At 70.3% G+C, this 12904-nt stretch carries 7 protein-coding genes; 5 read left to right on the top strand and 2 right to left on the bottom strand.

Annotated features, from left to right (window positions below; translation table 11 throughout):
- The first annotated feature begins 86 nt into the window (after positions 1-86).
- On the top strand, positions 87-3887 hold the full coding sequence (locus LZP97_RS02940; RefSeq protein WP_010592416.1) for an ABC transporter ATP-binding protein: 3801 nt from the start codon (positions 87-89) through the stop codon (positions 3885-3887).
- 107 nt (positions 3888-3994) lie between these two features.
- Entirely contained in the window at positions 3995-7813 is a 3819-nt protein-coding gene (locus LZP97_RS02935) for a multifunctional oxoglutarate decarboxylase/oxoglutarate dehydrogenase thiamine pyrophosphate-binding subunit/dihydrolipoyllysine-residue succinyltransferase subunit (protein ID WP_082170353.1), read from the top strand.
- Between the two features lie 82 nt (positions 7814-7895).
- On the opposite strand, the gene LZP97_RS02930 is transcribed toward LZP97_RS02935, so the two are convergent.
- Positions 7896-8564 carry a TetR/AcrR family transcriptional regulator gene (locus LZP97_RS02930; protein WP_010592418.1) on the bottom strand — a complete coding sequence of 223 codons (669 nt, stop codon included), beginning with the start codon at positions 8562-8564 and terminating at the stop codon, positions 7896-7898.
- A gap of 70 nt (positions 8565-8634) precedes the next feature.
- Between LZP97_RS02930 and LZP97_RS02925 the strand changes: the two genes are divergently transcribed.
- Genes LZP97_RS02925 through LZP97_RS02915 form a run of 3 tightly spaced genes read left to right on the top strand, consistent with a single transcriptional unit; the run spans position 8635 to position 11970 of the window.
- Entirely contained in the window at positions 8635-10218 is a 1584-nt protein-coding gene (locus LZP97_RS02925) for a flavin-containing monooxygenase (RefSeq protein ID WP_017681985.1), read from the top strand.
- The gene (locus LZP97_RS02920) at positions 10215-11042 is read left to right on the top strand and encodes an SDR family NAD(P)-dependent oxidoreductase (protein WP_010592420.1); all 828 of its coding nucleotides are present in this window, start codon (positions 10215-10217) and stop codon (positions 11040-11042) included. Before LZP97_RS02925 ends, LZP97_RS02920 begins: the two co-directional genes overlap by 4 nt.
- A gap of 10 nt (positions 11043-11052) precedes the next feature.
- Positions 11053-11970 carry an alpha/beta hydrolase gene (locus tag LZP97_RS02915; RefSeq protein ID WP_048771736.1) on the top strand — a complete coding sequence of 306 codons (918 nt, stop codon included), beginning with the start codon at positions 11053-11055 and terminating at the stop codon, positions 11968-11970.
- On the opposite strand, the gene LZP97_RS02910 is transcribed toward LZP97_RS02915, so the two are convergent.
- Complete coding sequence (locus tag LZP97_RS02910; protein ID WP_234574960.1) at positions 11929-12864, bottom strand: glycine betaine ABC transporter substrate-binding protein; 936 nt, start codon at positions 12862-12864, stop codon at positions 11929-11931. The two genes, LZP97_RS02915 and LZP97_RS02910, sit on opposite strands and share 42 nt — an antisense overlap.
- Positions 12865-12904 lie beyond the last annotated feature (40 nt).

Below are 12904 nucleotides of genomic sequence, written 5' to 3'. Positions count from 1 at the left end.
TGGATCCGCTTCGACGGAAGCGGATCGTGGAGAGCCGTGACCGTGGCCCGCGTCCTGTCGGCCGCCGGGGCTAATGTCGAAAAGCGATGGCACACGACGCGCGTTCCCCCGGTTGGATCCGTCGGCTGGGCGCGGAGGCCTGGCAGCACCGCCGCGTCGCGCTCGGCGCACTGACCGTCACCGTCGTCGCCGCACTGATCGACATCACCTTCCCGCTGCTGACCAAGCTGGCACTCGACAGCGCCACCCACCCGGAGGGGCACGACCTGCAGCTGATCGGTCTGGCGGCGGCGGCGATCGCGGGGGGCGCGGTGGTGCGGTTCGGGTGCCAGTACGGCCGGCGGATGCTCGCCGGCCGGCTCTCCCTCGACGTGCAGCACGACCTGCGGCTCGGTCTGCTCGCCTCCTTGCAGCGGCTCGACGGACGCGGCCAGGACCAGATCCGCACCGGGCAGGTGGTGTCGCGCTCCATCACCGACCTGCAACTCGTCCAGGGTCTGCTCGCGATGGTCCCCATGTCGGCGGGGGCGCTGCTGCAGTTCGTCCTGGCACTCGTGATCATGGCGGTGCTCTCCCCGCTGCTGACCCTGGTCGCCCTCGTCACCGTGCCGGTGATCGCCGGGGTGGTGGCCCTCGTCCGGCCCAAGCTGTTCGCGGCGACGTGGTCGGCGCAGCAACGCGCCGCCGACCTGGCCCAGCACGTGGAGGAGACCGTCACCGGGGTGCGGGTGGTCAAGGGGTTCGGGCAGGAGGGCCGCGCCGTCGACCAGCTCGAACAGCACGGTCGCGCCCTCTACGCCGAGCGCATGCGCGCCGCCCGGATCAACGCCGCGTTCGCCGCCCCGATGGGGGCCATCCCGCAGCTCGGGCTCGTCGCCGTGATCGCGCTCGGCGGCTGGCTGGCCCTGCAGGGCACCGTCACCGTCGGCACGTTCCTCGCGTTCGCCGCCTACCTGGCGACGATGACGGCGACCACCCGCACGCTGTCGTCGGTGGTGATCATGGCGCAGCTCTCCCGGGCGGCGGTCGAGCGGGTGTACGAGGTGATCGACACCGAACCCGACGTCGCCGACCCGCCGCACCCGGTGCCGTTGCCGGAGGGACCGCTCGGGCTGGTCCTCGATTCGGTGACCTTCGGCTTCGAGCCCGGCCGGCCCGTCCTCGACGGTCTCGATCTCGAACTGGCGCCGGGCGAGACCGTCGCCGTGGTCGGCGCCGCCGGCTCCGGCAAGACCGCGCTGTCGCTGCTGCTACCCCGGTTCTATGCCCCCGAGTCCGGGACGGTGTACGTCACCGCCGCCGACGGCGAACGAATCGACGTCGGGGCCCTGCGTGCCGAGCAGTTGCGCGAGGCGGTGAGCCTGGTGTTCGACGAGCCGTTCCTGTTCTCGGACACGATCGCCGCGAACATCGCGCTCGGCCGGCCCGAGGCGAGCGCCGAGGAGATCCGCGCCGCCGCGCGGGCGGCGTGCGCGGACGAGTTCGTCGAGGCGCTCCCCGAGGGGTACGACACCGTGGTCGGCGAGCGGGGGCTGACGCTCTCCGGTGGGCAGCGGCAGCGGGTCGCGCTGGCCCGTGCGTTGCTGCTCGATCCTCGGGTGCTGATTCTCGACGACGCGACCTCGGCCGTGGACGCGGAGACGGAGGCCGCGATCTTCGCGGCGCTGCGGGCACGCCCGAAGCGCACCACGCTGATCCTCGCGCACCGGCGGTCCACGCTCTCCCTCGCCGACCGGGTCGCGGTGCTCGACGGCGGCCGCGTGGCCGACTCCGGAACGGTCCACGAACTCGAGACGCGCAATGCCCTGTTCCGGGCCCTGCTCACTGGCGACGAGGACGAGGCGCCCGAGCCGGAGCGCACCGACGGGCACGCCCTCGGCGCATTGTGGCCGGAGGCGGCGCCCGGCTCCGATCCGGTCGTGGTGCGGGCGGCCGCACCGCAGGGGGGCCCGGGCGGTGGCGGCCGCGGCGGCGGTCCGATGAGCGGCGCCCTCGGGTCGGTCGCCCCGACGCCGGCGCTGCGCCGGGCGGTCGAGGCGTTGCCCCCGGCCACCGAGCGACCGGGGCTGGACACGGCACAGCTGCGGCGCCCCGACCCCGAGTTCCGCCTCTCCCGGACGCTGCGGCCGGTGCGGTGGCTGCTGGCGGCGGTGGTGCTGTGCCTGGCGGTCGAGTCGCTGACGTCGATCGCGTTCCCGTCGATCGTGCGCTACGCCGTCGACCGGGGCGTCACGCCGGGCGAACCCGGCCCGTTGTGGGCGGCCACCGCCGTGGGTGCCGCGCTGGCGCTGCTGGCGTGGCTGGTAGTGGCGCTGCTCACCGTGCTCACCGCGCGTGCCGGTGAGCGGGTGCTGTTCGGGTTGCGGGTGCGCAGCTATGCGCACCTGCAGCGGCTGGGGCTGGACTACTACGAGCGGGAACTGTCCGGCCGCATCATGACCCGGATGACCACCGACGTCGACGCACTCTCGTCGTTCATCCAGACCGGGTTGTCCACGGCGGTCGTGAGCGTGCTGACGCTGGCCGGGATCTCCGTCGCCCTGCTGGCCACCGACCTCACCCTGGGGCTGGTGGCGCTGGCGGTGGTGCCGCCGCTGCTCGCGGCGACACTGTGGTTCCGGCGGGTCTCGTCCACGGCCTACTCGGTCTCCCGTGAACGCATCTCGCTGGTCAATGCGGACTTCCAGGAGAACATCACCGGGTTGCGGGCAGCCCAGGCATACCGCCGCGAGGAATTCGCGGCCCGCCGGTTCGCCGAACGCGCCGATGCGTACCGGCGCAGCCGGATGCGCTCCCAGCGGGCCATCTCGCTGTACTTCCCGTTCATCGCGCTGCTGTCCGACCTCGCGCTGGCCGCGGTGGTGTTCGTCGGGGCCCGGGAGGTGGCGTCGGGCGCGACGACCGCGGGCGTGCTCGTCGCATTCGTGCTCTACCTCGGTCTGTTGTTCGGTCCCATCCAGCAGTTGTCGCAGGTGTTCGACAGCTATCAGCAGGCCCGGGTGGGACTGCGCCGGATCGGTGACCTGCTGCGGACCGAGAGTTCCCTCGAGACGGGCGGCACCGGCACGGTGCCGATCCCGGGACATCTGCGCGGCGACGTACGGCTCGAGCAGGTCGGGTTCCGCTACGCGGGTGCCGACGCGGACGCGCTCACCGGCGTGGACCTGCACTTACCGGCCGGTTCGACGGTGGCACTGGTCGGACGCACGGGGGCCGGCAAGTCCACGATCGTCAAACTGCTGGCCCGGTTCTACGATCCGACGTCCGGTTCGGTGCGCGTGGACGACGTCGACCTGCGCGGCTACCGACTGCCCGAGTACCGGGCCCGGCTCGGCGTCGTCCCGCAGGAAGCGCATCTGTTCACCGGCACCGTCGCGAGCAACATCGCCTACGGGCGGCCCGACGCGGAGCGCACGGCGATCGAGGCGGCGGCCCGCGCAGTGGGGGCGCTCGACATGATCGCCGGTCTGCCGGGCGGCATGCTGCACCCCGTCGGCGAGCGGGGGCAAGGCCTGTCCGCCGGGCAACGTCAGCTCGTCGCGCTGGCCCGGGCCGAACTCGTCGATCCGGACCTGCTGCTGCTCGACGAGGCCACCGCGACTCTCGACCCGGGCACCGAACGCGCGGTGCTCGCGGCGGGCGAGTCGGTGACCCGCAGCCGCACCGCCGTGGTGGTGGCCCACCGATTGGCGACCGCGGCCCGCTCCGACCTGATCGTGGTGGTCGACGGCGGGCGCATCGTGGAGACCGGATCGCACGACGCGCTGCGTCACGCCGGAGGCGTGTACACGACCCTCTGTGATGCGGCCCAAATGCGGGCAGGGAATAATCGGCTGTCGAGAACCGTCGTCGATGGGGACCCCGTCGACTCAGAGATTGTGAGGTAGGTCTCGACCGTGGCAGAGCTTTTTTGTTCGTCACAGTCGCGGGCTAGCCTCATATACATAGGCACTCCGATCGGGTACCGAAGAAAGAAACGAGGCGAACAACTGCCGTGAGCAGCAGCTCTACTTCCCAGTTCGGACAGAACCAGTGGTTGGTTGACGAGATGTACCAGCGGTTCCAGGACGATCCGTCGTCCGTGGACGCCAGCTGGCACGAATTCTTGACGGACTACTCCCCGGAGGCGGCGGTCGCAGGTGGCGCGAACGGTGCCACGCAGACCCAGCGTCCGGCGCAGAGTTCCGCTCCGACCTCCACCGAATCCACTCCCGCCTCGAAGGCCGCCCCGGCCGAGACTCCGCCGAAGGCCACCCCCGCCCCGGCGAAGTCCGACACCGCCCCGGCGAAGTCCGGCACCGCCCCGGCGAAGGCCGGCACCGCCCCGGCGAAGGCCGCTCCGAAGCCGGCCGAGCCCGCCGCCAAGCCGGCGGCCGCGAAGCCGGCCCCCGCGAAGCCCGCCGCCAAGCCGGCCCCCGCGAAGCCCGCCGCTTCGGCTACCCAGGAAGAGTCCAAGGTTCTCCGTGGCGCTGCTGCTGCCGTCGCGAAGAACATGAACGCCTCGCTTTCGATCCCGACCGCCACCAGTGTGCGCGCCATCCCTGCGAAGCTGATGGTCGACAACCGGATCGTCATCAACAACCACCTCGCCCGTACCCGCGGCGGCAAGGTGTCGTTCACCCACCTGCTCGGCTACGCCATCGTGCAGGCGGTGAAGGCGTTCCCGAACATGAACCGCCACTTCGCCGAGATCGACGGCAAGCCGAACGCGGTCACCCCCGCGCACACCAACCTCGGGCTGGCCATCGACCTGGCCGGCAAGGACGGCAACCGTTCGCTCGTCGTCGCCGCGATCAAGAACTGCGAGTCGATGAACTTCGCGCAGTTCTATTCCGCGTACGAGGACATCGTCCGTCGTGCGCGCGACGGCAAGCTCACCGCCGAGGACTTCTCCGGGGTCACCATCTCGCTGACCAACCCGGGCGGCATCGGCACCGTGCACTCGGTGCCCCGCCTGATGCCGGGCCAGGGCGCCATCATCGGCGCCGGCGCGATGGAGTACCCGGCCGAGTTCCAGGGTGCCTCCGACGAGCGCATCGCCGAGCTCGGCGTCGGCAAGCTCATGACGTTGACCTCCACGTACGATCACCGCATCATCCAGGGCGCGGAGTCCGGCGACTTCCTGCGGACCGTCCACAACCTGCTCATCAGCGACGATTTCTACGACGAGATCTTCCACACGCTGCACATCCCCTACGAGCCGGTCCGCTGGCGCAAGGACGTGCCGGAAGGCGCCGTCGACAAGAGCACCCGCGTCCTCGAGCTGATCGCCGCCTACCGCAGCCGCGGCCACCTGATGGCCGACACGGATCCGCTGCAGTTCGTCAAGGACAAGTTCCGGTCGCACCCGGACCTCGACGTCACCACCCACGACCTGACCCTCTGGGACCTCGACCGGGAGTTCAACGTCGGCGGCTTCCACGGGCAGCAGCGCATGAAGCTGCGCGACGTGCTGTCGGTGCTGCGGGACGCCTACTGCCGCCACGTCGGCGTGGAGTACACCCACATCCTCGACCCCGAGCAGCAGCAGTGGCTGCAGGAGCGCGTCGAGGCGCACCACGTCAAGCCGACCGTGGCACAGCAGAAGTACATCCTCAGCCGCCTCAACGCCGCCGAGGCGTTCGAGACGTTCCTGCAGACCAAGTACGTCGGCCAGAAGCGGTTCTCGCTCGAGGGCGCCGAGTCGGTCATCCCGATGATGGACGCGATCATCGACCAGGCCGCCGAGCACGAGCTCGACGAGGTCGCCATCGCGATGCCGCACCGCGGCCGCCTGAACGTGCTGGCCAACATCGTCGGCAAGCCGTACTCGAAGATCTTCACCGAGTTCGAGGGCAACCTGAACCCGGCCGCTGCCCACGGATCCGGCGACGTGAAGTACCACCTCGGCGCCGAGGGCAACTACATCCAGATGTTCGGCGACAACGACATCAACGTCTCGCTCACGGCGAACCCGTCGCATCTCGAGGCCGTCAACCCGGTCCTCGAGGGCCTCGTGCGCGCCAAGCAGGACATCCTGGACAAGGGCGAGGGTGGCTTCACCGTCATGCCGCTGCTGCTGCACGGTGACGCGGCGTTCGCCGGCCAGGGTGTCGTGGCCGAGACCCTCAACCTCGCGCTGCTACGGGGCTACCGCACCGGCGGCACCGTGCACATCGTCGTCAACAACCAGGTCGGCTTCACCACGGCCCCCGAGCACTCGCGGTCGTCGGAGTACTGCACCGACGTCGCGAAGATGATCGGCGCGCCGATCTTCCACGTCAACGGCGACGACCCGGAGGCGTGCGTGTGGGTGGCCCGCCTCGCCGTGGACTTCCGCGAGAAGTTCAACAAGGACGTCGTCATCGACATGATCTGCTACCGCCGTCGCGGCCACAACGAGGGCGACGACCCGTCGATGACGCAGCCGGCGATGTACGACGTGATCGACACCAAGCGCAGCGTCCGCAAGAGCTACACCGAGTCCCTCATCGGTCGTGGCGACATCTCGCTCAAAGAGGCCGAGGACGCGCTGCGCGACTACCAGGGCCAGCTCGAACGGGTCTTCAACGAGGTCCGCGAGCTCGAAAAGTTCAAGCCGGAGCCGTCCGAGTCGGTCGAGCTCGACCAGACGCCGCCGGCGAAGCTGACCACCGCGGTCGACAAGTCGGTGCTCGAGCGGATCGGCGACGCGTTCGTCAACGTCCCCGAGGGCTTCTCCGTGCATCCGCGCGTCAAGCCAGTCATCGAGAAGCGTCGCGAGATGTCCCGTGAGGGCCACATCGACTGGGCGTACGCCGAGCTGCTCGCGTTCGGTTCGCTGGTCGAGCAGGGCGCGCTGGTGCGTCTGGCCGGCCAGGACTCGCGCCGCGGCACGTTCACCCAGCGTCACGCGGTGCTCATCGACCGCAAGACCGGCGCCGAGTACACCCCCCTGCAGCAGGTCGCGGCCGAGGGCGGCAAGGGCGGCAAGTTCATGGTGTACGACTCGGCGCTCACCGAGTTCGCGGGCCTGGGCTTCGAGTACGGCTACTCCGTGGGCAACCCCGAGGCGCTGGTGCTGTGGGAGGCGCAGTTCGGCGACTTCGTCAACGGCGCGCAGTCCATCATCGACGAGTTCATCTCCTCCGGCGAAGCCAAGTGGGGCCAGCTCTCCGACGTGGTGCTGCTGCTGCCGCACGGCCACGAGGGCCAGGGCCCGGACCACACCTCGGGCCGCATCGAGCGGTTCCTGCAGCTGTGTGCGGAGGGTTCGATGACGGTGGCCATGCCGTCCACCCCGGCAAGCTACTTCCACCTGCTGCGCCGGCATCACCTCGACGGGATCCGCCGTCCGCTGGTGGTGTTCACGCCGAAGTCGATGCTGCGCAACAAGGCCGCGGTCAGCAACCTCGAGGACTTCACCAACGGTAAGTTCCGCTCGGTGTTCGAGGAGCCGATGTACGAGAGCGACGGCGGCGACCGCGAGAAGGTCACCCGCGTTCTGCTGACCTCCGGCAAGCTCTACTGGGAGCTGAAGGCCAAGAAGGACAAGGAGAAGCGGGACGACGTCGCGATCCTGCGGATCGAGCAGCTGTACCCGGTGCCGCGCCGCCGTATCGCCGAGGCACTCGACCGGTACCCGAACGCGCACGAGTTCTTCTGGGTGCAGGAGGAGCCGGCCAACCAGGGCGCGTGGCCGTTCCTGGGCCTGGCGCTGCCGGAGATGCTGCCCGAGAAGCTGTCGGGCATCAAGCGGGCGTCGCGCCGCGCGATGTCGGCGCCGTCGTCGGGGTCGAGCAAGGTGCACGCTGTCGAGCAGCAGGAGATCCTGGAGAAGGCGTTCGGTCAGTAGGTCACCGGCGGTACCCCGCGGTTCTCACACGAGCCGGGTCGCGCCTGCCCTTCGGGGCAGCCGGCCCGGCTCGCGCCGTTTCCTACGATCCAGCGACGTGACCGAATGTCACATCCGGTCGATCGAATCGACTGGATGTCACATTCGGCCCGCCGGCAGCCAGGGCGAGCGCCGGCAGAGCCGCGACGGCGAGGTCCACGAACTCCTCGCGGGTGAGCTGCGGGTCCCGCAGCCAGGCGATCGTGGTGTCCTCGACGAACGCGATCCAGCCGCGCACCGCCAGGGTTACGGCGGGGCCGGCGTCGATGCCGATGCGGTGCAGGTGCGCGACGGTACGTTCGACCATCGCGGTGCGGGTGTCCTCGAAGACCTGTCGCATGTCCGGATCCCCGCTCGCGGTGCCGCGCAGCATCGACAGGTAGGTGTCGCGGTGGTCGGTGACGTAGTCGACGTACGCGACGATCGTGCCGCGCAGCATGTCCATCGGTTCGAGGCTGTCGTCGGGTGCGGTGCGCTCGAGCATGTCGCGGCTGGTGTGCCGGACGAGTTCGACGTGGAAGTCGTGCTTGGACGCGAAGTAGTGGAACAGCAGCCCGCGCGACACCCCGGCCTGATCGGCGATCTCCTCCACGGAGATCTGCTCGAGCGGCCGTTCGGCGAGCAGCTGGACGCCGAGGTCGACGAGCTGGGCCCGGCGCTCGGCAGGACTGAGCCTGGTGCGCTTGACGATGTTGCCCTTCACAGGTGCCATGCAAACATTCTTGTTGAATCGTAGTCAACAGCTATTGACCCCCACTCAGTATGGCCCTACGCTCATTTACATGAGTCTTCCGGTAACAGACACCATCGCCACCGATGCGCACCCGCGTCAGGTCGACACGCTGATCATCGGCAGCGGGTTCGCCGGACTCGGCGCCGCCGTCCGACTGACGCAGGCCGGCAAGGACTTCGTGGTCCTCGAACGCGGCTCGGAGGTTGGCGGCACCTGGCGCGACAACACGTACCCGGGCGCCGCGTGCGACGTTCCCTCCAATCTGTACTCCTACTCGTTCGCCCTGAACCCGGGCTGGACGCGGTCCTTCTCGCCTCAGCCCGAGATCCAGGCCTACATCGCCTCGATCGCCGACAAGTACGACGTGCGCCGCCGCACCGTCTTCGGCTGCGACGTGCAGACCGTCCGCTGGAACGACGCCACCCACCGGTGGGACGTGCAGACCACCAAGGGCGCGTTCGAGGCCCGGATCGTCGTCTCCGCCGTCGGCGCGCTGTGCGAACCGGCGCTGCCCGACATCGAGGGCATCGACCGGTTCCGGGGCGAGATCTTCCACTCCGCCCGGTGGAACCACGACGCGGACCTCACCGGCAAGCGCGTCGCCGTGATCGGCACCGGCGCCTCCTCGATCCAGATCGTGCCCGCCATCGCCGGCAAGGTCGCCCACCTCGACGTCTACCAGCGCACCGCGCCATGGGTGCTGCCGCGCGCCGACCGCGAGTACACCCCCGTCGAGCGGCTCGCGTTCCGCCACCTGCCCGGATTCCAGCGCCTGTCCCGCGCCCTGCAGTACCTCACCCGCGAGACACAGGTCGTCGGCCTCGCCAAGGCACCGGCGTTCATGAAGCCGCTCGAGCTCGCCGCCCGCACGCACATCCGCCGCCAGATCGCCGACCCCGAGCTGCGCCGCAAGGTCACCCCGGACTTCCAGATCGGCTGCAAGCGGATGCTCATCTCCAACAACTACTACCCCGCGCTGGCCCGCCCGAACGTCGACCTGGTCACCGACGGCATCGCGGAGGTCACCGCGGACGGCATCGTCACCCGCGACGGCACCACCCGGCAGGTCGACGCCATCGTCGTCGCGACCGGTTTCCACGTCACCGACTCGCCCACCTTCGCCGGCATCTTCGGCAAGGACGGCCGCAGTCTCGCCGACGTCTTCGACGCCACCGGCATGCAGGGCTACAAGGGTGCCGCGGTCGCCGGGTTCCCCAACATGTTCTTCCTCGTGGGACCGAACACCGGCCTGGGCCACACTTCGATGGTGTACATGATCGAATCCCAGCTGAACTACGTCGTGGACGCGATCGAGACCATCGACCGCCATCGGATCGGCACCGTCGAGGTGCGCGCCGAGGTGCAGGACGACTACAACCGCAACCTGCAGGACGCCCTGAAGCGCAGCGTGTGGAACAACGGCGGCTGCGCGAGCTGGTACCTCGACAAGCACGGCAACAACACCACCCTGTGGCCGAGCTTTACGTTCGAGTTCCGCCGTATCACCCGGCATTTCGATCTGGATGCCTACCGCAGCGTCGCTGCGGCAGATCTCCCCCCGGTCCCGGCGCAGACGCCGGCGGCCGTTCGTGACACCGATGAGACCGACGCCCGGAAGGTGGCAGCACAGTGAGCGAGTTCGCAGGAAAGGTAGCTGTCATCACCGGCGCCGGATCGGGCATCGGCCGCGCTCTGGCGCTCGAGCTCGCCCGGCGCGGCGCCCGGCTGGCCCTGTCCGACGTCGACACCGTCGGGCTGGAGGAAACCGCGCGCCGGGCCCGCGATCTCGGCGCCGAGGTCAAGGCCGACCACCTCGACGTCACGCAGCGCGAGGCGGTGCTCGACTACGCCGACGCCGTCGCCGCCCACTTCGGCCAGGTCAACCAGATCTACAACAACGCCGGCATCGCCTACCACGGAGAGTTCGAGCGCTCGGAGTTCAAGGACATCGAGCGGATCATGGACGTCGACTTCTGGGGCGTGGTCAACGGCACCAAGGCGTTCCTGCCCCACGTCGTCGCGTCCGGCGACGGACACATCGTCAACGTCTCGAGCCTGTTCGGGCTGCTGTCCATCCCCGGTCAGAGCGCCTACAACTCCGCGAAGTTCGCCGTCCGCGGCTTCACCGAGTCCCTGCGCCAGGAAATGCTGATCGCCGGGCACCCCGTCAAGGTCAGCTGTGTCCATCCCGGCGGCATCAAGACCGCGATCGCCCGCAATGCGGCCGTCCCGGCGGGCGACGACCAGGAGTCCTTCGCCCAGTTCTTCGACCGCAAGCTGGCGCGCACCAGCCCGGAGGACGCGGCCCGCACCATCGTCGAGGGGGTGCGCAAGGGCCGGCCCCGGATACTCGTGGGCGCCGACGCGAAGGTCCTCGACGCCTGGGTACGCGCGGTGGGCCCGTCCTACCAGCGTGTCGTCGCATTCGTCAGTGGCCGCTTCGTGCCCAGGGGCTAGGGTCGCGGTCATGCCACAGCTCCCCCTGCCCGTCGTGCGGGCCGCGTTGCGTCCGGCGTACCGGCTGGCCCTCAACGCCCGGTTGCCGTACTCCGCCCAGCGACGGCTGCTCGAGCCGGTCGCCCCGATCCAGACCCTGCCCGAGGGCACGGTGGTCCGGCAGGTCACGCTCGCGGGCCGGCCGGCCGAACGCGTCACCGTCGGCGCCACCGAACGTCCCACCGCGGTGCTGTACCTGCACGGCGGCGCGTACACGGTGGGCTCCCCCGCCACGCACCGGTCCCTGGCCGCGCACCTGGCCGCGGCCTCGGGTTCGGCGGTCTACGTGCTCGACTACCGGCTGGCTCCCGAGCACCCCTACCCCGCCGCCCTGGACGACGCGGTCGGTGCGTACCTCGAGCTGGTGACCGAGCACGGCGTGACCCCGGGGACCGCCCCGATCGCCGGGGATTCGGCCGGGGGCGGGCTGGCGGTCGCGACGGCGCGACGGCTGATCGACCGGCACGGGGTCCGTCCCGCCGCCCTGGGTCTGATCGCACCGTTGGCCGACCCCGGCTCGCGCGACTTCCCGTTCGACCGGGACACGGTCCTCAACGCCGCCTGGATCTCGGCCTCGGCCCGCGCGTATCTCGGCGGGCACGACGCCGCCGACCCCGGCTACGCGCCCCTGCGGGGAGACCTGAACGGGCTGCCGCCGACGCTGATCCATGTCGGCACCGGCGAGATGCTGTACCCGCAGGTCACCGAGTTCGCCCGCAAGCTCCGCGACGCGGGTGTGGAGGTGACGGTCACCGAGCAGCGCGATCTGTGGCACGTGGCCCATCTGCAGGCCGCGCTGGTGGGTCAGGCCGCCGACGCGGTGGCACAGCTGGGCGGGTTCCTGCGTTCACACGTGCTCGGTGAGCCAGGCCTGCGCGACGACCGCTGAGTCCTCGCCGCCGTCGATCCGGCCGAGCATCTCGGCCAGGTCGGCGGTGGTGAGCTCGCCCGCGACGAGGCTCAGAGCCTCGAGCTGACGTTCCCCCAGGACGTGTTCGCGGAACACGGGGACGACGTTCTGGGCAGCGAACACCGGTGGCTCCGTGGCAGTTGCGTCCTCCGGATCCGTCCCGGGCGCGCGGTCCGGTGCGTCCTCGAGCGCGACCCCCGAGGTGTCGCGCGCGACGACCGAGGTGGTGGTCAGCGCGGCCGCGCTCGCACCCTGCGTGGCCGCGCGCAGCGCCACGTCGTCGTCGCCGGATTCGACACGGCCCGGGACGCAACCTCTTTCGGCCAGGTCCCGCAGGCCGTCGTTCGCCTCGAACCCGCCGGACACCGTCACGGTCAGTTCGCCGCACCGGCCGAGAATTCCGGCCACTTCGGTGGTGCCGAGCCGCTCCGCGGTGGCATCGGACACGAGGAGCATCGAACGATCCTGGGCGGCAGCATAATCCGTGATCGCCAGGTCGTCGGGCAGGGAACGGGCGAGGGCCTCGAACACGTCCTCGGCGTCCGTGTCCGGGGCAGCCGGAGCGAAGTACCGCAGCAACCGGCCGGTGTAGTCCGGCACGAGGGTCACCTCGGCCGCGTCCAGCGCCGCCAGGTATCCGGCCCGGTCACCGAGCCCGGTTCGCAGTTCGGTACGGGTTCCGCTTCCGGCCAGGGCGCCGGCGTAGATGCGGGCCAGCAGTTCGCTCGCGACGTCGTCCCCGGATCCGACGACCACCGTGGCGGCATCCGCCGACTCGTCGAGAACCGACGGGCCGCACCCGGTCAGCACCGCGACGGCGACCGTCAGCCCGGCCGCCGTCCGTACGAATCCCCCGCCGCGCCGTCTCCTCACGTTCCACACGTTGCCCATCCTCGCGCATCCCCGGAAAGCC

The organism is Rhodococcus sp. DMF-1 (genome assembly GCF_021441945.1).
In the GTDB taxonomy this organism is placed as follows: Bacteria; Actinomycetota; Actinomycetes; order Mycobacteriales; family Mycobacteriaceae; genus Rhodococcus; species Rhodococcus ruber.
Note: the sequence above shows the minus strand (reverse complement) of the source record. Positions and strands in the feature narration are given on the sequence as shown.

Bases quoted from the DNA above. Each gene is read 5' to 3' on its own strand.
- LZP97_RS02940 (WP_010592416.1), top strand. From the start codon at position 87: ATGGCACACGACGCGCGTTCCCCCGGTTGGATCCGTCGGCTGGGCGCG.
- LZP97_RS02930 (WP_010592418.1), bottom strand. From the start codon at position 8,564: ATGGCACCTGTGAAGGGCAACATCGTCAAGCGCACCAGGCTCAGTCCT.
- LZP97_RS02925 (WP_017681985.1), top strand. From the start codon at position 8,635: ATGAGTCTTCCGGTAACAGACACCATCGCCACCGATGCGCACCCGCGT.
- LZP97_RS02915 (WP_048771736.1), top strand. From the start codon at position 11,053: ATGCCACAGCTCCCCCTGCCCGTCGTGCGGGCCGCGTTGCGTCCGGCG.